The sequence below is a fragment of the Comamonas thiooxydans genome, assembly GCF_000964545.1.
Lineage (GTDB): Bacteria > Pseudomonadota > Gammaproteobacteria > Burkholderiales > Burkholderiaceae_C > Comamonas > Comamonas thiooxydans.
The window spans coordinates 240,260-260,260 of the sequence record NZ_BBVD01000002.1; the positions used below are offsets into that span (position 1 = coordinate 240,260).

The 20,001-nt window shown below is 61.7% G+C and carries 16 protein-coding genes; 7 read left to right on the forward strand and 9 right to left on the reverse strand.

Annotation, left to right across the window (positions count from 1 at the left end; translation table 11 throughout):
- Nucleotides 1–5: 5 nt before the first annotated feature.
- From Cth01_RS02625 to Cth01_RS02635, 3 genes are all read right to left on the reverse strand, one after another.
- Nucleotides 6–4,742: a glutamate synthase-related protein gene (locus Cth01_RS02625; protein WP_034409100.1), complete on the reverse strand. Its 4,737-nt coding sequence runs from the start codon at nt 4,740–4,742 to the stop codon at nt 6–8.
- Between the two features lie 182 nt (nt 4,743–4,924).
- Nucleotides 4,925–5,632, reverse strand: a complete 708-nt coding sequence (locus tag Cth01_RS02630) for a transposase (protein ID WP_034357436.1) — start codon at nt 5,630–5,632, stop codon at nt 4,925–4,927.
- Nucleotides 5,633–5,721: 89 nt separating this feature from the next.
- On the reverse strand, nt 5,722–6,558 hold the full coding sequence (locus tag Cth01_RS02635) for an IclR family transcriptional regulator (protein ID WP_034357435.1): 837 nt from the start codon (nt 6,556–6,558) through the stop codon (nt 5,722–5,724).
- A gap of 103 nt (nt 6,559–6,661) precedes the next feature.
- On the opposite strand from Cth01_RS02635, the gene Cth01_RS02640 reads away from it, so the two are divergent.
- From Cth01_RS02640 to Cth01_RS02660, 5 genes are all read left to right on the forward strand, one after another.
- Nucleotides 6,662–7,363 carry a 3-oxoacid CoA-transferase subunit A gene (locus Cth01_RS02640; protein ID WP_034357433.1) on the forward strand — a complete coding sequence of 234 codons (702 nt, stop codon included), beginning with the start codon at nt 6,662–6,664 and terminating at the stop codon, nt 7,361–7,363.
- 31 nt (nt 7,364–7,394) lie between these two features.
- Nucleotides 7,395–8,036 carry a 3-oxoacid CoA-transferase subunit B gene (locus Cth01_RS02645; RefSeq protein WP_003058693.1) on the forward strand — a complete coding sequence of 214 codons (642 nt, stop codon included), beginning with the start codon at nt 7,395–7,397 and terminating at the stop codon, nt 8,034–8,036.
- A 60-nt stretch (nt 8,037–8,096) separates the two neighbouring features.
- A complete protein-coding gene (gene pcaF / locus Cth01_RS02650) occupies nt 8,097–9,308 on the forward strand; it encodes a 3-oxoadipyl-CoA thiolase (protein WP_045838458.1) in 1,212 nt (403 codons plus the stop codon).
- A 165-nt stretch (nt 9,309–9,473) separates the two neighbouring features.
- The gene (locus tag Cth01_RS02655) at nt 9,474–10,469 is read left to right on the forward strand and encodes a Bug family tripartite tricarboxylate transporter substrate binding protein (RefSeq protein ID WP_045838459.1); all 996 of its coding nucleotides are present in this window, start codon (nt 9,474–9,476) and stop codon (nt 10,467–10,469) included.
- Nucleotides 10,470–10,589: 120 nt separating this feature from the next.
- The gene (locus Cth01_RS02660; RefSeq protein ID WP_045838460.1) at nt 10,590–11,327 is read left to right on the forward strand and encodes an SDR family oxidoreductase; all 738 of its coding nucleotides are present in this window, start codon (nt 10,590–10,592) and stop codon (nt 11,325–11,327) included.
- 255 nt (nt 11,328–11,582) lie between these two features.
- Here the strand turns inward: Cth01_RS02660 and Cth01_RS02665 are convergent, their stop codons facing one another.
- Nucleotides 11,583–12,428: an SIS domain-containing protein gene (locus Cth01_RS02665; RefSeq protein ID WP_003058703.1), complete on the reverse strand. Its 846-nt coding sequence runs from the start codon at nt 12,426–12,428 to the stop codon at nt 11,583–11,585.
- A 244-nt stretch (nt 12,429–12,672) separates the two neighbouring features.
- Here Cth01_RS02665 and tal point away from each other — a divergent pair, with 244 nt between their 5' ends.
- Both tal and pgi read left to right on the forward strand, forming a co-directional pair.
- On the forward strand, nt 12,673–13,638 hold the full coding sequence (gene tal / locus Cth01_RS02670) for a transaldolase (protein ID WP_045838551.1): 966 nt from the start codon (nt 12,673–12,675) through the stop codon (nt 13,636–13,638).
- A 12-nt stretch (nt 13,639–13,650) separates the two neighbouring features.
- A complete protein-coding gene (gene pgi / locus Cth01_RS02675) occupies nt 13,651–15,255 on the forward strand; it encodes a glucose-6-phosphate isomerase (protein ID WP_045838461.1) in 1,605 nt (534 codons plus the stop codon).
- 45 nt (nt 15,256–15,300) lie between these two features.
- Here pgi and Cth01_RS02680 read toward each other — a convergent pair whose 3' ends face one another.
- From Cth01_RS02680 to Cth01_RS02700, 5 genes are all read right to left on the reverse strand, one after another.
- A complete protein-coding gene (locus Cth01_RS02680) occupies nt 15,301–16,206 on the reverse strand; it encodes a class I SAM-dependent methyltransferase (protein WP_045838462.1) in 906 nt (301 codons plus the stop codon).
- A complete protein-coding gene (locus Cth01_RS02685; RefSeq protein WP_003062011.1) occupies nt 16,206–16,823 on the reverse strand; it encodes a DUF1415 domain-containing protein in 618 nt (205 codons plus the stop codon). The genes Cth01_RS02680 and Cth01_RS02685 overlap by 1 nt, the downstream gene beginning before the upstream one ends.
- A gap of 155 nt (nt 16,824–16,978) precedes the next feature.
- The gene (locus Cth01_RS02690; RefSeq protein ID WP_034357421.1) at nt 16,979–18,157 is read right to left on the reverse strand and encodes a deoxyguanosinetriphosphate triphosphohydrolase; all 1,179 of its coding nucleotides are present in this window, start codon (nt 18,155–18,157) and stop codon (nt 16,979–16,981) included.
- An 84-nt stretch (nt 18,158–18,241) separates the two neighbouring features.
- A complete protein-coding gene (aroB, locus tag Cth01_RS02695; protein ID WP_034357420.1) occupies nt 18,242–19,339 on the reverse strand; it encodes a 3-dehydroquinate synthase in 1,098 nt (365 codons plus the stop codon).
- Between the two features lie 64 nt (nt 19,340–19,403).
- Nucleotides 19,404–19,940, reverse strand: coding sequence for a shikimate kinase (locus Cth01_RS02700; protein WP_034381543.1), 537 nt, complete (start codon nt 19,938–19,940; stop codon nt 19,404–19,406).
- Nucleotides 19,941–20,001 lie beyond the last annotated feature (61 nt).

The window sequence follows — 20,001 nt, forward strand, 5'->3', positions numbered from 1 at the left end:
CGTGTTTACTTGGCGGCTACTGCTTCTTTCTGAGGAGCTGCTGGCGCTTTCGCAGCTTGCTTTTCCTTCTGTTTGCGTTCAAAGATCTCGCCGAGTGCACGCTGGTACTCGGTCGGGAACACCTTGACAAACTTGGCACGCGCTGCGGCCCAGTTGTCCAGCAGATCACGGGCACGCTTGGAACCCGTCCAGCGGCTGTGAGCCTCCACCATGTTGCGCAGCTGCTGATCGTCGCTTTGGCCGCGGTGCCAGATGCCGGGATCGACACGCGAGACAAACTCGTCGTGCGGCAGCACCTTCTCCAGCTTCACCGAAGCGGTGTTGCAGCGCTCGGCAAACTTGCCGTCCTCGTCGTAGACATAGGCCACGCCGCCGCTCATGCCGGCCGCGAAGTTGCGGCCGGTCTTGCCCAGCACGACCACGGTACCGCCGGTCATGTATTCGCAGCCGTGATCACCCACGCCTTCGACCACGGCCGTGGCGCCGGACAGACGCACGGCAAAGCGCTCACCGGCCACGCCGCTGAAGAAGGCTTCACCGCTGGTGGCGCCGAACATCACGGTGTTGCCCACGATGGTGTTGGTTGTGGTCGAGCCACGGAACTCATGGCTGGGATGCACCACCACACGGCCGCCCGACAGGCCCTTGCCGGTGTAGTCGTTGGCTTCGCCGCTGAGGTTCAGCGTGATGCCGTTGCACAGGAAGGCACCGAAGGACTGGCCGCCCGTACCTTCGAAGTGGATGCGGATGGTGTCGTCTGGCAGGCCTTCGGCGTGATGCTTGGTCACCGCGCCCGAGAGCATGGCACCGACGGAGCGGTTGACGTTGCGCGCCACTTCCATGATGCGCACCTTCTCGCCGTTTTCGATGGCGGGCTTGCAGCGCTCGATGAGCTTGACGTCCAGCGCCTTGTCCAGCAGGTGATCCTGGCTTTCCACGTGATAGCGGGCCACGTCGGCAGGCACTTCGGGCTGGGCGAACAGACGGCTGAAGTCCAGACCCTGAGCCTTCCAGTGCTCGATGCCCTTGCGGGTGTCGAGCAGATCGGAGCGGCCGATCAGGTCATCGAACCTGGCGATACCCAGCTGGGCCATGATCTGGCGCACTTCTTCGGCGATGAAGAAGAAATAGTTCACCACATGCTCGGGCTTGCCGGTGAACTTGGCACGCAGCACGGGATCTTGCGTGGCCACGCCCACGGGGCAGGTGTTGAGGTGGCACTTGCGCATCATGATGCAGCCTTCCACCACCAGCGGAGCCGTGGCAAAGCCGAACTCGTCGGCACCCAACAGGGCGCCGATGACCACGTCGCGGCCGGTCTTCATCTGGCCGTCGGCCTGCACACGCACACGGCCGCGCAGACGGTTCAGCACCAGGGTCTGCTGGGTCTCGGCCAGGCCGATTTCCCAGGGGCCGCCCGCATGCTTGATGGAGGACCAGGGCGAGGCACCGGTGCCGCCGTCGTGCCCTGCGATCACCAGGTGATCGCTCTTGCACTTGGTCACGCCTGCGGCAATCGTGCCCACACCGACTTCGGACACCAGCTTGGTGCTGATGCTGGCGTGCGGAGCCACGTTCTTCAGATCGTGGATCAGCTGTGCCAGGTCTTCGATCGAGTAGATGTCGTGGTGGGGAGGAGGCGAGATCAGGCCCACACCGGGCACCGAGTGACGCAGTGCACCGATGTAGTCGGAGACCTTGCCGCCGGGCAGCTGACCGCCTTCACCAGGCTTGGCGCCCTGAGCCATCTTGATCTGGATCTGGTCCGAAGAGGCCAGATATTCGGCAGTCACGCCGAAACGACCGGACGCGACCTGCTTGATCTTGGAGCGCAGCGAGTCGCCGGCCTGCAGTTCGATATCGGACTCGACCTTGTCCTTGCCGATGATGGAGGCCAGGGTTTCGCCCTTGCTGATGGGGATGCCCTTCAACTCGTTGCGATAGCGCTTGGGATCTTCGCCGCCTTCGCCGGTGTTGCTCTTGCCGCCGATGCGGTTCATGGCCACGGCCAGCGTGGCATGGGCTTCGGTGGAGATGGAGCCCAGCGACATCGCACCCGTGGCAAAGCGCTTGACGATTTCCTTGGCCGACTCGACCTGGTCCACGGGAATCGCCTTGGCGGGATCGAACTTGAATTCGAACAGGCCGCGCAGCGTCATGTGGCGCTTGGTCTGGTCGTTGACCAGCTGGGCGTATTCCTTGTAGGTACTGAAGTTGTTGGCACGTGTGGAGTGCTGCAGCTTGGCAATCACGTCAGGCGTCCACATATGCTCTTCGCCACGGGCGCGCCAGGCGTACTCGCCGCCGGCATCCAGCATGGTTTCGAGCACGGGGTCGTCGCTGAAGGCAGCTTCATGGTTGCGGATGGTTTCCTCGGCAATCTCGAAGACGCCGATACCTTCCACACGGCTGGCCGTGCCCGTGAAGTACTTGTCCACGGTCTCGGTGTTCAGGCCCACGGCTTCGAACAGCTGGGCACCGCAGTAGGACATATAGGTGGACACGCCCATCTTGGACATGATCTTGGACAGGCCCTTTCCGATGGCCTTCACATAGTGATAGATGGCCTTGTCGGCAGTGATGGGGGCAGCTTCGCGGCTGAAGATGTCGACCAGGGTCTCCATCGCCAGATAGGGGTGTACGGCTTCGGCGCCGTAGCCGGCCAGCACGGCGAAGTGATGCACTTCGCGGGCCGTGCCGGTTTCCACCACCAGACCGGCGGTGGTGCGCAGACCTTCACGCACCAGATGCTGGTGGATGGCGGACAGCGCCAGCAGCGCGGGGATGGCCACTTGCGTGGCGCTCATGTTGCGGTCGCTGATGATCAGGATGTTGGCACCGCCCTTGATCTCGTCCACGGCGTGAGCGCACAGCGAGGCCAGCTTGGCTTCCACGCCCTGCTTGCCCCAGGACAGCGGGTAGGTGATGTCGATCGTCGAGCTCTTGAACTTGCCGTTGGTGCGCTTTTCGATATCACGCAGCCTTGCCATGCCTTCGAAGTCGAGCACGGGCTGCTGCAGCTCCAGGCGCATGGGCGGGTTGACCTGGTTGATGTCCAGCAGGTTGGGCTTGGGGCCCACGAACGACACCAGCGACATCACGATCGCTTCGCGGATCGGGTCGATGGGGGGGTTCGTCACCTGGGCGAACATCTGACGGAAGTAGTTGTACAGCGGCTTGTTCTTGTCGGACAGCACGGCCAGCGGGCTGTCGTTGCCCATGGAGCCAATGCCTTCCTCGCCCTTTTCGGCCATGGGGGTCAGCAGGAACTTGATGTCTTCCTGCGTGAAGCCGAAGGCTTGCTGGCGGTCCAGCAGGGACAGCTCGGTCTTGGCAGCGGGAGCCTTGAAGTCGGCGGGGATTTCCACCTCGTCGAGCTTGATGCGCAGGTTCTCGATCCACTGCTTGTAGGGCTTGGTGTTGACGACGTTGGCCTTGAGCTCTTCGTCTTCGATCATGCGACCCTGCTCCAGGTCGATCAGCAGCATCTTGCCGGGCTGCAGGCGCCACTTGCGCACGATCTTGCTATCGGGCACGGGCAGCACGCCGGCTTCGGAAGCCAGGATCACCATATCGTCGTCGGTGATGCAGTAGCGCGAGGGGCGCAGGCCGTTGCGGTCCAGTGTGGCGCCGATCTGGCGGCCATCGGTGAACACGATGGAGGCGGGGCCGTCCCAGGGCTCGATCATCGCAGCGTGGTATTCATAGAAGGCGCGGCGGCGCTCGTCCATGGCTTCGTGCTGCTCCCAGGGCTCGGGAATCATCATCATCACGGCCTGGCTGATGGGGTAGCCGGCCATGGTCAGCAGTTCCAGGCAGTTGTCGAAGGTGGCGGTGTCGGACTGGCCGGCAAAGCTGATGGGATAGAGCTTTTGCAGGTCTTCGCCCAGCACGGGAGAGGCCATCACGCCTTCGCGCGCCAGCATCCAGTTGTAGTTGCCGCGCACGGTGTTGATTTCACCGTTGTGGGCCACATAGCGGTAGGGGTGAGCCAGAGGCCACTCGGGGAAGGTGTTGGTGGAGAAACGCTGGTGCACCAGGCCGATGGCCGAGACGCAGCGCTCGTCGGCCAGATCACGGTAGTACACGCCCACCTGATCGGCCAGCAGCAGGCCCTTGTAGACCACGGTGCGGCTGCTCATGCTGGGAACGTAGTATTCCTTGCTGTGCTTGAGGCCCAGGTTCTGGATGGCGGCCGAGGCCGTCTTGCGGATCACGTACAGCTTGCGCTCCAGCGCATCCTGCACGATGACGTCGGCACCACGGCCGATGAAGACCTGGCGCAGGATGGGTTCCTTTTCCTGCACGGTGGGCGACATGGGCATGTCGCGGTTCACCGGCACATCGCGCCAGCCCAGCAGCACCTGGCCTTCGGCCTTGATGGCGCGCTCCATCTCCTGCTGGCAGGCCAGGCGCGAAGCATGTTCCTTGGGCAGGAAGATCATGCCCACGCCATATTCGCCGGCAGGAGGCAGTGCCACGCCCTGCTTGGCCATTTCTTCGCGGTAGAGCTGATCGGGGATCTGGATCAGGATACCGGCGCCGTCACCCATCAGAGGGTCTGCGCCCACGGCACCGCGATGGTCGATGTTTTCGAGGATCTTCAGTGCCCCCAGCACGATGTCATGGCGCTTCTGGCCCTTGATATGGGCCACAAAGCCCAGACCGCAGGCATCGTGTTCGTTGCTCTTGGAGTACAGACCGTGGTCCTGGAGATACTTGATCTCGGCAGCAGTCGTCATGGGGAATCCTCTTATATCAATCGCGGGGAACGCAAGATTACGACAGGACATGAAGTTATGCAATAAGTTTTAATTAGGGTCAGATTCCAATTAATTACCAACTTTTCTTATTTGAATTTAATTAGGGACATATAAAAATAAAACAAAGCAATCCAATAAAAACAAGAAGTTGGAAAAGCCGCCTAGTCTTCGTGCACCGAAGCTGTGCGTACTGCAGGCCTGCCGGCCTTCTGCCGCTTCACGCGCCGCTCGGTTTTTTGTTGCAAATTTTCAATGAAATCGGGCTCACCCAGAGCCCAGCCACGCAGCGCGGCATGGCTGATCTGCGCCTGGGTATCGGCATCCAGACCGGCCTCCACGGCCCTGACATATGCTGCATCTCTGGCAAACGGCGTGTTGCCCAGGGCCCAGAAAAGTGCGTGCGGGCTGATGAGCGCATCGCTTTGCAGACCTGCGTTGTGCGCATAGCTGGACCAGGGCCAGTCCACCGCGCGCTGCACCAGCCCGTCGCGCACGGGGTTGAGATCCATGGAGACCATGGTGGCCATCAGCCATTGCTCGGCCTGCAGCACGGTGCAGCGATAGCGCCCCTCCCACAAGGTACCGGTACGCCCGTGGCGGTTGTTGAAGTAACGCACATAGCTGCGCCCCACGGCCTGCATGAATTGGGGCACGCCCTGCTCCGTCCTGGGCGTCAGCAGCAGATGGAAGTGATTGGGCATGAGCACATAGGCATGCACATCGACCTCGAAGCGCCGCGCCATCTCGCGCATCAGATCCAGCATGACCAGGCGATCCTGCGCGTCCACAAAGATCTCGCCGCTGTTGTTGCCACGCTGGATGATGTGGTGCGGCATGTTTGCCAGCGTGAGACGGGGAAGACGGGCCATGGAGCGGACTTGGACAGGGGCGACAAGGAAGGCGTTTCGGTCATTATGAAGCGTCGCGCCAGGGCCGACGCGTCCTCAGGCGCCAGACATCACAGATGCATGCGGCCCGAAGCACTCAGCAACTGGCTGATGTGGCGAGTAGCGGCCAGCAACTGCGGCAGCAACCGCTCGCGCATCATCTGCTCGCTGGTGCGGTTGGCCTGTCCGCTGATGTTGAGCGCCGCCACCGTCTGGCCGCGCGCGTTGCGTATGGGGGCGGCAATCGAGATCAGGCCCTCCTCCAGCTCCTGATTGAGCAAGGCCCAGCCCTGCTCGCGCACGCGGGCGATCTCGGCATACAGCTCGTCGTCGCCGGTCAGCGTGTGTCGCGTGAAGGCGCGCTGCTCGCGCCGGGCCATCAGCGCCCGCAGCTCATCGGGGGGCAGCGCCGCCAGCAGCACCCGGCCCATGGATGTCCAGAAGGCAGGCAGTCGCGAGCCCACGCCCAGATTGGTACTCATGATCTTGTGCGTGTGCACGCGCAGAACATAGACCACGTCCAGGCCTTCGAGCACCGCGGCCGAGCATGACTCCTTGACCTCGTCCACCAGCGCCTCCATGGCCGGCTCGGCCAGATTCCACAGCGGCGTGGAGCTCAGATAGGCAAAGCCCAGATCCAGGATGCGCGGCGTGAGTGCGTAGTACTTGCCGTCGCTGCGCACATAGCCCAGCGTCTGCAGCGTCAGCAGGATGCGCCTTGCACCGGCACGCGTCAGACCCGTGGCGGCAGCCACCTCGCTGAGCGTCTGCTCAGGCGCCCTGGCGCTGAACGAACGTATGACTTCCAGCCCCCTGGCAAAGGACTGCACATAGCTGTCACCGGGCTTGAGCGAGACCGCTTCGCCCTCGACCGGGGTTTTCCCTGATGTGGTTTTTACAGTCTCCATTTTCATCATCCTTTTCTACAATTCTTTTAGCGAACAAATGTTCTATATACGAACATTTTAGCGTCAATGGCGCAGATCTTTGTGTAGAAAATTGGAGACACCCATGATCAACAAGATCGCCGACTCGGTCGCTCAGGCCCTGTCCGGCATTCAAGACGGCTCCACCGTGCTCATCGGCGGCTTCGGCACCTCGGGCATCCCCGGCGAGCTGATCGACGGCCTGATCGCCCAGGGTGCACGCGAGCTCACCGTGGTCAACAACAACGCCGGCAATGGCGACACCGGCCTGGCCGCCCTGCTCAAGACCGGCCAGGTGCGCAAGATCATCTGCAGCTTCCCGCGCCAGGTGGACAGCTGGGTCTTCGACGAGCTGTACCGCAGCGGCAAGATCGAGCTCGAGCTGGTGGCCCAGGGCAATCTGGCCGAGCGCATGCGCGCTGCCGCCGCAGGCATAGGCGCTTTCTTCTGCCCCACGGCCTACGGCACCGAACTCGCCAAAGGCAAGGAAACGCGCGAGATCAACGGCAAGCACTATGTGCTGGAGCACCCCATCCATGGCGATGTGGCCCTGATCAAGGCCGAAAAAGGCGACCGTTGGGGCAATCTGACCTACCGCATGTCGGCGCGCAACTTCGGCCCCGTGATGGCTTCGGCCGCCAGGTTCACCGTGGCCACCGTGCATGAGATCGTGGAACTCGGCCAGCTTGACCCCGAATCCGTGGTCACCCCGGGCATCTATGTGAGCCAGGTGGTGAAGATCGAGCGCGTGGCCACCCAGGCCGGCGGCTTCAAGAAGGCGGCCTGAGCCAGCCAAGGTCCAGCAAGGAGATACAAGCGTGAGCTATCAAAAACGAAGCAAGGACGAACTGGCCCTGCGCGTGGCCCAGGACATTCATGACGGTGCCTATGTGAATCTGGGCATAGGCCAGCCCACCCTGGTGGCCAACCACATTCCCGCAGGACGCGAGATCGTGCTGCAAAGCGAGAACGGCATTCTGGGCATGGGCCCGGCACCGGCGGCCGGCTCCGAAGACTACGACCTGACCAATGCCGGCAAGCAGCCCGTGACCCTGCTGCCCGGCGGCAGCTATTTCCACCACGCCGACAGCTTCGCCATGATGCGCGGAGGCCACCTGGACATCTGCGTGCTCGGAGCCTTCCAGGTTTCGGCCACGGGCGACCTGGCTAACTGGAGCACCGGCGAGCCCGGCGCCATCCCCGCCGTGGGCGGAGCCATGGACCTGGCGATTGGCGCCAAGCAGACCTGGGTGATGATGGATCTGCTCACCAAAAAAGGCGAGAGCAAGGTCGTGGCCCAGTGCAGCTACCCGCTGACCGGCCTGGGCTGCGTCAAGCGCATCTACACCGATCTGTGCACCCTGGCATGCACACCCGAGGGGCTGCGCCTGATCGACAAGGTCGAAGGCCTGGAGCACGCCGAACTCGAACGCATCGTGGGCCTGCCCATCGCGGCCTGAACGGCCCTCAGGCCAATCCGGCCTAGACCCCAAGCTCGATTTTTATAACGGAGACATGTCATGAGCAACCAGAACCAAGCCTTTATCTGCGACGCCATCCGCACCCCCTTCGGTCGCTACGGCGGCGCGCTGTCCAGCGTGCGCACCGATGATCTGGGCGCCCTGCCCATCAAGGCGCTGATGCAGCGCAACCCCAATGTGGACTGGACCGCCGTGGCCGATGTGCTCTATGGCTGTGCCAACCAGGCCGGCGAGGACAACCGCAACGTGGCGCGCATGTCGGCGCTGCTGGCCGGCCTGCCCATCGATGTGCCCGGAGCCACCATCAACCGCCTGTGCGGCTCGGGTCTGGACGCTGTCGGCACGGCCGCGCGTGCCATCAAGTCCAGCGAAGCCCGCCTGATGATTGCCGGCGGCGTGGAAAGCATGAGCCGCGCCCCCTTCGTGATGCCCAAGGCCGAGTCCGCCTTCAGCCGCAACAATGCCGTCTACGACACCACCATCGGCTGGCGCTTCGTCAACAAGCTGATGAAAGCCCAGTTCGGCGTGGACTCCATGCCCGAGACCGCCGAAAACGTGGCCGACGATTTCGGAATCGAACGCGAAGCCCAGGACCGCATGGCCCTGGCCAGTCAGGAAAAGGCAGCAGCAGCCATTGCGGCCGGCCATCTGGCACGCGAGATCGTGCCCGTGTCCATCGCCCAGAAGAAGGGCGACCCCATTGTCGTGAGCCAGGACGAGCACCCCCGCGCCACCACCATCGAGGCACTGGCCAAGCTCAAGGGCGTGGTACGGCCTGACGGCACGGTCACAGCCGGCAACGCCAGCGGCGTCAACGACGGCGCCTGCGCACTGCTGCTGGCCAACGAGGAAGCGGCCAGCCAGTATGGTCTGGTGCCACGCGCCCGTGTGGTCGGCATGGCCGTGGCCGGCGTCGCGCCGCGCATCATGGGCTTCGGCCCCGCTCCCGCCGTGCGCAAGGTGCTGGCCCAGACAGGACTGACTCTTGAGCAGATGGATGTCATCGAGCTCAACGAAGCCTTTGCCGCACAAGGCCTGGCCGTGCTGCGCGACCTTGGCATTGCCGACGACGACCGCCGTGTCAACCAGTGGGGCGGCGCCATCGCCCTGGGTCACCCCCTGGGCGCATCGGGCGCCCGCCTGGCCACCACGGCCGTGAACCAGCTGCATGCCTTGGGCGGCCGCTATGCGCTGTGCACCATGTGCATCGGCGTGGGCCAGGGCATCGCCGTGGTGCTCGAACGCGTCTGATCCCGACTGCGGCAGCGACCGGCCAAGTCCGGCCTGCTGCCGCCCCCTGCCTCTTACACCAAAACAACGACCGCTGGAGTGCAGCTCTTTTCGGAGCTACGCCACCGCGGCAGCCCGCGCCCCGGCCACTGGCCGGCGGTGTCTTGCCTTTTTCCGGAGACCTAGATGTCCAATTCCCTTTCCCTGTCTCGCCGCCGCAGCCTGCAAACCCTGGCAGCAAGCGCCCTGTTTGCTCTGGGCGCTGCTCCCTCCATGGCCCAGACGCCCTATCCCAGCAAGCCCATCACCATGATCGTGCCCTTCTCGGCCGGCGGCACGACCGACATCCTGGCGCGCGTGGTGGGCCAGGCCCTGAGCACCGAACTGGGCCAGAGCATCATCATTGACAACCGCCCCGGCGCGGGCGGCAATATCGGCGGCCAGGCCGCAGCCCGTGCAGCTGGCGACGGCTACACCCTGTTCATGGGGACGGTGGGCACGCACGCCATCAACGAAGCCCTGTACAAGAAGATGCCCTTCGACCCGGTCAAGGACTTTGCTCCGCTGACCCGCGTCGCCAATGTGCCCAATCTGCTGGTGGCCCACCCCAGCCAGCCCTTCAAGACGGTCAAGGAAATGATGGCCTACGCCAAGGCCAATCCCGGCAAGCTGAATTTCGGCTCCTCGGGCTCGGGCAGCTCCATCCATCTGTCGGGCGAGCTGTTCAAGTCCATGACCCACCTGGACATGGTGCATGTGCCCTACAAGGGCAGCGCGCCGGCCATCACCGATCTGCTGGGCAACCAGATCGCCATCATGTTCGACAACATGCCCTCGGCCATCCAGCATGTGCGCTCGGGCAAGCTGCGCCCCATCGCCGTGACCACGGCCAAGCGCTCGCCCGAGCTGCCCGATGTGCCCACGGTCGCCGAAGCCGGCGTGCCCGGCTATGAAGCCACCTCCTGGTTCGGCCTCTTCGCGCCTGTCAAGACACCTGCCGACATCCAGCAAAAGCTGCATGCCGCCATTGCCAAGGTGCTCAAGGATCCCGCCGTGATCAAGAAGATCAACGACCAGGGCGGCGAAGTCGTGATCGACACCCAGGAAGGCTTTGCCAAGTTCATCGACGCCGAAGCCAAGAAGTGGGGCAAGGTCGTCAAGGACTCCGGCGCCAGCGTCTGATCCCCCCAGGCGCCGGCCTGTCCCGGCCCCAGCACTGCCGGCGCATGCCGGCGGTTGCTGTTGCCCTCCCGGGCCCGCGCCTGTCGCAACCGCCCCGTTTTCCGTCTGAAAGTTATTGCCATGTCTTCCCAGAGCGCCTCCCTTACTGACCGCCCTCGCGTGTTGATCACCGGTGGCGGAGCCGGCATCGGCGCCGCCGCTGCCGAGCGCTGCCGCGCCGACGGCTACGAGCCCATCATCATCGACCGCGTGGTCGATCACGTTCCCGGCGGCATACAGGCCGACCTCAGCAACGCCGAGGACACGGCCCGCGCCCTGCGCCAGGCTCTGGAAACCGGCCCCATCACGCGCCTGATCAACAACGTGGGCGTGGTCGTACCCAACGACGCCGCCTCGCAGACCCTGGCCGAGTTCGACCTGGCCGTCTCGCTGAACTTGCGCTGCGCCTTCCAGTGCATGCAGGCCCTGCTGCCCGGCATGAAGCAAGCGGGATTCGGGCGCATCGTCAACATGTCCTCGCGCGCCGCGCTGGGCAAGGACTTGCGCACAGCCTACGCGGCCACCAAGGCCGGTCTGATCGGCATGACCCGCGTCTGGGCGCTGGAGCTGGGCCAATGGGGCATCACGGCCAACGCCATAGGCCCCGGCCCGATACGCACCGAGCTGTTCGACAAGGCCAATCCGCCCGACGCCCCGCGCACGCAGAAGATCATTGCTTCCGTACCCGTCAAGCGGGTGGGCACTCCCGAGGATGTGGCCCATGCCGTGTCTTACATGCTCGACGAGCGCAGCGGCTTTGTGACCGGACAGGTGCTCTATGTCTGCGGCGGCATGACCGTGGGCGTCGCCTCCGTGTAAGCGGCTCTATACGAGCTGCTGCCCGGGCAAGCCAAGTCCCCAAGCCGCAGATGCATCGCCCTCGTCCGGCGCGCACCCTGCAAGCTTGCGGGATCTGGATGCTTTCTTAATTTTGATAGCTTAAAGCGCCTTCCCCAGAATGATTTCAATGTGTTTCATGCTTGAAACCATTTATGGAAAGGCGACAGAAGCTCTCAATAAGAGAGCACTCTTGCTTGCTATCTCGACGCGCACAGGCCGCGCCTTTGCTGGCCCTCAGGTATAGCGCTTGGCGCGCAGATTGTTCTTCATCTGCTCCAGCGCCGGCTGCAGTGCCGGCCCGATGCGCAAAGCCACACAGGTCGCCAGCACGTCGATGATGAGCAGGTGCAGCAGCCGCGAGACCATGGGACTGTAGCGGTCGTAGCCTTCGGGATGATCGGCAGCCAGATGCACCTGGCAAGCGGAGGCAAGAGGCGAGCCGCTGGCCGTGATGGCGATGGTGGTGGCTCCGTTCTTGCGGGCGATATCTGCGGCATCCATCAGATCTCGCGTGCGGCCGGAGTTCGAGATGATGACCACGCAGTCCCCCGGCCCCAGCAAGGTGGCGCTCATGACCTGCATATGGCCATCGCTGGTGGCCAGACTGGTCACACCGAGGCGGAAAAACTTGTGCTGGGCATCCAGCGCCACGATGCCCGAGTTCCCGGCGCCGTAAAACTCGATGCGCTTGCCGGTCTGCCAGGTCGCTGCAATCGCCTGCGCAGCCTGCTCTATGGCCGCCGTGCTGGCCGCATTGCGGTACTGCAGAAAAGCGGCAACCGCGTTGTCCACCACCTTGACCATGACATCGCTGGTCTTGTCATCGCTGTCCACACTGCGATGGATGAAGGGCACGCCTTCGCTGACGCTGCCCGCGAGCTTGAGCTTGAAGTCCGCCAGGCCGTCATAACCCATGCTGCGGCAAAAGCGCACCACCGTGGGTTTGCTGACATGTGCCCGCACTGCCAGCTCTCGCACCGGCAGATGCGCGAAGGCCCGCGGATCGGCCAGTACCAAGCGTGCAACACGCTGCTCTGCAGGCGCCAGGGACGGAAGGGAGGCAGTAATCCGATCAAGCATATTGGCGCAAATGAGGTGGAGGCAATGAATGAGTGCAGCAAAAGGCGAGCATAAGACCGAAGCGCCTCACGCCTCGCAAAATGGCAGCAAAACTTGAATATTTCCGCAAATAAATAGGCGAGCGCGCATATTCAGCAGGGTTTGCCTTGATGCATCATCAAACGGAGTATCTGCAAGCTCATTCTCAATCAGGGATTCACGCTCTACACTTGCTGGTTAGTTTGAAACACAGCAAAGGATGGACATGAATCAGTTGGAGGCGCTCAAGCAATTCACGACCGTGGTCGCGGACACCGGTGATTTTCATCAATTGGCGCAGTTTCAACCGCAAGATGCCACCACCAATCCATCCCTGATTCTCAAAGCGGTTCAAAAGACCGAATATGCGCCGCTGATGCGCGCCACCGTGGCGCAATTCAAAGACCGGGAGCTGGACGAAATCATGGACCGAACGCTGGTGCGCTTCGGCTGCGAGATTCTGAACACCATACCCGGTCGTGTCTCTACCGAGGTCGATGCCCGCCTGTCTTTCGACACCGTGGCCACGGTCACGCGCGCCGAGCGACTGATCGAGCTGTATCAGGCCGCAGGCATCCACACCGAGCGCGTGCTCATCAAGATCGCCGCCACCTGGGAAGGGATTGAAGCGGCCCGCATTCTCGAGCAGCGCGGCATTCACACCAATCTGACGCTGCTGTTCTCCTTCTGCCAGGCCGTTGCCTGCGGCCAGGCCAAGGTCCAACTGATCTCGCCCTTTGTGGGCCGCATCTACGACTGGTACAAAAAGCAGGCCGGCGCGCAATGGGATGAAGCCGCCATGGCCGGCGCCAATGATCCGGGCGTGCGCTCCGTACAGAAAATCTACGACTATTACAAGCACTTCGATGTTTCCACCGAGGTCATGGGTGCAAGCTTTCGTAATACCGGCCAGATTCTGGCTCTGGCGGGCTGCGATCTGCTTACCATTGCACCTGAGCTGCTGGCCCAGCTCCGCGCACAGCAGGACGACGCCATGCCTTTGACCCGCGCCCTGGACCCGGACAAGGCCAGAGCCCAGCCGCAGGAACGCGTTCTGTATGACCAGGCCTCGTTTCGCTTTGCGCTGAACGAAGATGCCATGGCCACCGAAAAGCTGGCCGAAGGCATTCGCGCCTTTACCGCGGACACCCTGAAGCTGGAAGCATTGATGCAGCAAGCGGCTGCAGATTGACGGAAATTTCCTTTGACGACTCTTTGTCACGAGCTGCCTGCCTGGCAGGCTTTGCAAACCCATTACCGGGCGCAGATCCAGCATCTGGATTTGCGCCAGGCTTTTGCACAAGACCCGCAACGTCTTGACGCCCTGAGCATGCAGGCGCCACATGTCTTCGCTGATCTGTCGAAGAACCTATGGACTGGCGAGACCGAGGCCTTGCTGAGGCAGCTTGCCGTCGAGAGCCAGCTCTCGAGCAAGCGCGACGCCATGCTGGCCGGCGCAGCCATCAATACCAGCGAGCAACGCAGCGCGATGCACTGGCTGCTGCGCACTCCTGCAAACGGCGGGCAGCTCGCCCAGTCCCCCGTGCTTCGGTCCTGGCCCCAGGAGATGCATTCGGCGCTGCGTGAAGTTCACGATACGCTGGATAACATGCTCGCCCTGGCCGATCAGATCAGGGGCAGCCAGCAGATCACCGATATCGTCAATATCGGCATCGGCGGCTCCCACCTTGGTCCGGAAGTCGTGGTCAATGCCCTTGAGGACTGGATAGACCAGGACAAGAACTTTCACTTTGTATCCAACGTGGACGGCCATGAACTGGGACATGTGCTGCGCCGGGTCAAACCGGAAAGCACGCTGTTTCTGATTGCCTCGAAATCCTTCACCACGGCCGAGACCATGCTGAATGCTCGCTCGGCTAGGCAGTGGTTTCTCGATCATGGCGGCAGCGAAGATCCGCAGGCCCCATGCTCGATCGACCGACACTTCGTGGCCCTCACCACCAATACACAGGCGGCTGCAGAGTTCGGCATACAGCGCACGCTGGGTTTCTGGGATTGGGTAGGCGGACGCTTTTCGCTGTGGTCCGCCATCGGCTTGCCTATCGCCATCGCCATAGGCTCGGCGCAATTCAGGGCGCTACTGGGCGGCGCGCACGCGATGGACGCCCACTTTTTCACGGCTCCCATGGAGAGCAATCTCCCGGTGCGCCTGGGACTGCTGGACATCTGGTATCGCAATTTCTGCCAGTTTTCCAGCCGCTGCATCGCGCCATACAGCCATGGACTGCGCCGCCTGACGGCCTATCTGCAGCAACTGGAGATGGAGAGCAATGGCAAAAGCATCAACAAGAATGGCGTTCGGCTCACAGCTCCCACGGCACCGGTGATCTGGGGCGAGCCCGGCACCAATGGGCAGCATGCTTTTTTCCAGATGCTGCATCAGGGGCCGGATGTCATACCAGTCGAATTCATTGCCCTGCGCGACGGGGGCAAATATCTGGGCGAGCACCATCAAAGCCTGGTGGTCAACGCGATTGCCCAGGCCCAGGCGCTGATGGTGGGGCGCTGCGGAGAGGGTCTGGAAAAAGACTGCCCCGGCAATCGCCCCAGCAGTTTCCTGATGCTTGAAAGCCTGGACCCCGCCTCTCTGGGCGCCTTGATTGCGCTGTATGAACATCGCATTTTTGTCTCTGGCGCCATCTGGGACATCAACAGCTTCGACCAGTGGGGTGTGGAACTGGGCAAGAAGCTGGCAAAGCAGCTGCATGCCCGCCAGAACCACAATGACTGGGAAGGAGTGGACGCGTCAACGCAGGAGCTGATGAAACGCCTGATGGAAAGTCACTGAGCATCACAAGCAGCGGGCCCGACAGAGCTCATGCTTCAAGCCTGCTCAGACCGTGCTGGTTTGCTGCAAATGGGGATAGCGCACGCCAGCCAGACCTTCCAGTCCAAACTCGGCGAGGAGCTGACGCAAGCGTTGCGCCGCACTGCGCTTTTTCTGTCCCGTATAACGGGCCACAATCAATTCGTTTTTCATGCTGTGCTCCCAGCCCACCAGCTCGGTGACCGTGACCTGGTAGCCGCAAGCCTCCAGATACAGACAGCGCAGCACATTGGTAATCTGACTGCCCATCTCGCGAGTGTGGATCGGGTGACGCCACAACTCGGCCAGCGGAGTGCGCGCCAGGCTCATAGCCTTGGTCTGGCGCAGGCATGCAGCCACTTCGGCCTGGCAGCAAGGCACCAGCACCATGGCCTTGGCCTGCTTTTCCAGCCCGAAGGCTATCGCATCATCGGTCGCCGTATCGCAGGCGTGCAAGGCCGTGACCACGTCAAACTGCGAAGGCATGAAGTCTGCTCGCGTGGACTCGGCCACCGACATATTGAGAAACTCCATGCGCTCGAAGCCAAGTTCAGCCGCAAGCTTCTGAGATGCCTCGACCAGCGGCGCCCGCGTCTCGATACCGAAAATCCGGCCCTGAGCCAAGGCCTTGAAATACAGGTCGTAAAGAATGAACCCCAGATAGGACTTGCCCGCACCATGATCAGCCAATGTCACGGCATGCCCATCCTTGGACAGCTCGGCAAGCAAAGGCTCGATGAACTGATAGAGGTGATAGACCTGCTTGAGCTTGCGGCGCGAATCCTGATTGAGCTTTCCCTCGCGCGTCAGAATATGCAGAGCCTTAAGCAGCTCAAGGCTCTGGCCGGGCTTGAGCCCCAGTTGCTCGGCGATATCAAGTGCCCCTGCTTTGGCGGGCTTTTGCAGGCTCTGCTTTTGATCGGTCTTGCCCATCACTTCTCTGCCTTCGTCTGACCATGGCCGGTCACGGGGCAGCGGGCCCCGACATCCAGGTCCAGCCAGCCTTCGATGCCGATCTTTTCCAGCGTTTCCATATTGCGCTCGTATATCGTTTCGGCTTCCGGAAACACCTCCACAGCCTTGTCGATGCTGTCTTCGCGCAGCAAGTGCAATATGGGATAGGGAGCACGATTGGTGCAGTTGGTAACGTCGTCCACATCCGTGCCCTCAAACTGAAATTGAGGATGAAACGAGGCGACCTGCAAAATACCACCCAGATCCAGCTCCTCGATCATGGCATCCGCCACTTCAAGAAAGTCATTGAAGTCCAGAAAATCCTGCAGGGCATGGGGCAGTATCAGCAGTGTGGTGTCGCGTTTTTCTGCGTTGGCTTCGGCCAGGGCTTCAAGCTCGCGATGCAGGGCCTCGGCAACCGCCTCTGCATCGGTCGCATCGCTGACGGCATAGTGGATCTGAGCCTTGACATGCACGCCTTTGGCGAAAGGGCATAGGTTGAGACCTATCACGGCCTTTTCCAGCCAGCGCACGGTATCCGCAATCACAAGCTCCGGCGGGAAAGCCTGATCGGCGATGGTTGAAGTTTCGGTCATGACAGGGCCCTCCAAAATGCAAACGGGGGCCATCGCCCCCAAAGAATGCGCACTGGGCGGGAAATATTCCGGCTCTAGATACACAGAACCGCTATTTTAGCGATCCGGCCTGTGCCATGCTCGCCACTGGCAGCAAGACCGTTGGCGAGCTTCCTTCAGGCCTCGCCCAGCAGCCTAAGCCCGGTGATGCGCTCATGCTCGCGCGCCGCATAACGATCCGTCATACCCGCAATAAAGTCTGCCACCACTCGCGCACGTTCATGCAGGGTAGTGACGATATGGGCACGCTGAACAAAGCGCGGCTTCATGCGTTCAGGCTCCACCATATAAGCGGCAAACAGCTCTTTCACAACTTGCTGGGCACTGTTCATGGTCTGCATGACTTGAGGGTGCCGATAGAGCTGCCTGAACAAGAACTGCTTTAGCACCAGGGACTGCGCTTTCATCTCTTCGCTGAAACCGATCAGCGTCCGATCATGCTGACGAACCTCCTGCACCGAGCGCACAGCCGCCTGCTCAATACCGGCCTGTGAGTGATGGATGACGTCATAGACCTGGTCACTGAGCATGCGGCGAATGCTCTCATAGAGCAGCTTGCGCTGAGCATCCGGCAGAGCCAGATCGGGCCAATCCGCCAATGTCGAGGCGTAATAGCGGGCAAACAAAGGCACGGCTTCACGCAGCTGGGCCATGGTGATCAGACCCGATCGAACGCCGTCGTCCACATCGTGGGCGTTATAGGCAATCGCATCCGCCAGATTGCATAGCTGTGCCTCCAGAGAAGGCTGAGTGCCATCCAGAAAACGCTGAGCCACGCCGCCGGGCTCACGTGCATTCAGCAATTGCGCATTGCTGAGCGAGCAATGCTTGAGAATTCCCTCGCGCGTTTCAAAAGTCAGGTTCAGACCGTCAAAGGCAGGATAACGTTCCTCCAACCTGTCCACTACACGCAGACTTTGCAGATTGTGCTCAAAACCGCCATGAGGCTTCATGCACTCATTAAGCGCGTCTTGCCCCGCATGTCCAAAAGGTGTGTGCCCCAGATCATGCGCCAGACAGATGGCTTCAACCAGGTCTTCATCCAGCCGCAAAGAACGCGCGATGGAGCGCCCCAGCTGCGCCACTTCCAGAGAATGCGTGAGCCGGGTTCGGAACAGATCGCCCTCATGATTCACAAAGACCTGGGTCTTGTAAACCAGTCGCCTGAAGGCCGAGGAGTGAACAATGCGATCCCGATCGCGCTGAAAGTCGCTGCGCGTGGGAGCCGGGGGCTCAGCAAAGCGACGCCCGCGGCTTTGCTGGGGATGGCAGGCGTAGGAAGCCAGAGCGGTCATGCAAATCGCCTCAACAACTCGATGCAATGACTCTAACAGCTATGGGCTCGCTTCCCCCAGGGTCTGCTCACATAGCGCCATCCATCAAGCGCAGCAACTATCGATCACTTCACGCACCAGCGCGTCGGGTGCCGACCTCATCACCGCCTTGCCGGGACCATCGATCAGCACAAAGCGGATTTCACCGGCTTCGGATTTCTTGTCGACCCGCATCAGTTCCAGATAGCGACCAGCATTGTCCTGGGCATCGATGACCGCTGCGCGCACCGGCAAGCCCGCTCGCTCAATCAGCTTGCGCAGACGCGAGACAAAACTCGCCTCCACCAGGCCAAGACGTTGGGACAGCTCCGCCGCCATCACCATGCCTGCCGCCACACCTTCACCGTGCAGCCAGTTGCCGTAGCCCATGCCGGCCTCGATCGCATGACCGAAGGTATGACCAAAATTGAGAATCGCGCGCAGACCCGCTTCCTTCTCGTCCTGCCCCACGACCCAGGCCTTGATCTCCACACTTCGCTTGACGGCATGGGCGAGCATGTCGCGATCGCGGCGCAGCAGGCCATCCATGTTCTGCTCAAGCCAGTCGAAGAACTGCATATCGGCGATAGGGCCGTATTTGATGATTTCCCCCAGACCTGCGCTCAACTCGCGCTCGGGCAGGGTATCCAGCGTAGCAAGATCGCAGAGCACCAGCTGCGGCTGGTAGAAGGCCCCAATCATGTTCTTGCCCAGCGGGTGGTTGATGGCAGTCTTGCCGCCCACCGAAGAATCGACCTGGGACAGCAGCGTGGTCGGCACCTGCACAAAAGGCACGCCACGCATATAGCTGGCGGCAGCAAAGCCCGTCATATCCCCCACAACACCGCCACCCAGTGCAAACAGCACCGTCTTGCGGTCACAACCATGCTGCAGCAGGGCATCAAAAATCAGGTTCAGAGTCTGCCAGTCTTTATGCGCTTCGCCATCGGGCAACACCACCTCATGAACCTGGGCGTATTGGCCGCTCAAGGCCTGCTTGAGCGCAGACAGATAAAGCGGGGCCACGACATCATTCGTCACGACCAGAGCCGCCGCCGCCTTGGGCAATGCCTGCCAAGTGGAGCTCTGGGCCAGCAAGCCCTCTGCAATCACGATGGGATAGCTGCGCTCTCCCAAATCAATATGCACCGTTTCCACGTTCAACCTCTCTCAAAATACATAGCAGGAACCACACGCAGTGTATTGACCAACAAGCTTTTCAGCGCAATCAGGAATGCTGACCGAGTTCAATCTGCATGGCCACTCGCTGGGCCACCTGCGTGGCGGACAGGCCGCTGCCCGCCACCACAAAATCCGCAACCTCCTTGTAGAGCGGATCTCTGATGGCATGCAAATCCAGCAAGCGCTGCAAAGGATTGTCCACTTGCAGCAAGGGACGCTGAGTATCCCGCTGCAGGCGCTTGGCAATTTCATGCGGTGATGCACTCAGATAGACCACCTGTGCATGCTCGGCCAGCTCTTGCCGGTTTTCAGCCTTCAGCACGGCACCGCCACCTGTGGCAACCACTGTTTTCTCAGGTCGCGCCAGCAGCGCTGCCAGCACCTCCTGCTCTACATCCCTGAATCTGGACTCGCCTTCCTTGGCAAAAAAATCGCGAATCGTGCAGCCGATATGCTCTTCGATGGCCACGTCCACATCCACAAAAGGCATAGACCAACGCTTGGCCAAATAGCGTCCGATGGTGGACTTGCCGGAGCCTGGCAAACCCACAAGGGCAATATGAAATTTCTTTAGAACAGTCATCGCGTTACCGTCATCCGCCAATCTGGCCAGCCCATGATTCTCGCAGCCCGCAGATATTACA

What these genes read in the sequence shown, in the direction of transcription:
- Cth01_RS02625 (WP_034409100.1), bottom strand. Translation starts at nt 4,742, where the DNA reads ATGACGACTGCTGCCGAGATCAAGTATCTCCAGGACCACGGTCTGTAC.
- Cth01_RS02630 (WP_034357436.1), bottom strand. Translation starts at nt 5,632, where the DNA reads ATGGCCCGTCTTCCCCGTCTCACGCTGGCAAACATGCCGCACCACATC.
- Cth01_RS02635 (WP_034357435.1), bottom strand. Translation starts at nt 6,558, where the DNA reads ATGGAGACTGTAAAAACCACATCAGGGAAAACCCCGGTCGAGGGCGAA.
- Cth01_RS02640 (WP_034357433.1), top strand. Translation starts at nt 6,662, where the DNA reads ATGATCAACAAGATCGCCGACTCGGTCGCTCAGGCCCTGTCCGGCATT.
- pcaF (WP_045838458.1), top strand. Translation starts at nt 8,097, where the DNA reads ATGAGCAACCAGAACCAAGCCTTTATCTGCGACGCCATCCGCACCCCC.
- Cth01_RS02655 (WP_045838459.1), top strand. Translation starts at nt 9,474, where the DNA reads ATGTCCAATTCCCTTTCCCTGTCTCGCCGCCGCAGCCTGCAAACCCTG.
- Cth01_RS02660 (WP_045838460.1), top strand. Translation starts at nt 10,590, where the DNA reads ATGTCTTCCCAGAGCGCCTCCCTTACTGACCGCCCTCGCGTGTTGATC.
- Cth01_RS02665 (WP_003058703.1), bottom strand. Translation starts at nt 12,428, where the DNA reads ATGCTTGATCGGATTACTGCCTCCCTTCCGTCCCTGGCGCCTGCAGAG.
- tal (WP_045838551.1), top strand. Translation starts at nt 12,673, where the DNA reads ATGAATCAGTTGGAGGCGCTCAAGCAATTCACGACCGTGGTCGCGGAC.
- Cth01_RS02680 (WP_045838462.1), bottom strand. Translation starts at nt 16,206, where the DNA reads ATGGGCAAGACCGATCAAAAGCAGAGCCTGCAAAAGCCCGCCAAAGCA.
- Cth01_RS02685 (WP_003062011.1), bottom strand. Translation starts at nt 16,823, where the DNA reads ATGACCGAAACTTCAACCATCGCCGATCAGGCTTTCCCGCCGGAGCTT.
- Cth01_RS02690 (WP_034357421.1), bottom strand. Translation starts at nt 18,157, where the DNA reads ATGACCGCTCTGGCTTCCTACGCCTGCCATCCCCAGCAAAGCCGCGGG.
- Cth01_RS02700 (WP_034381543.1), bottom strand. Translation starts at nt 19,940, where the DNA reads ATGACTGTTCTAAAGAAATTTCATATTGCCCTTGTGGGTTTGCCAGGC.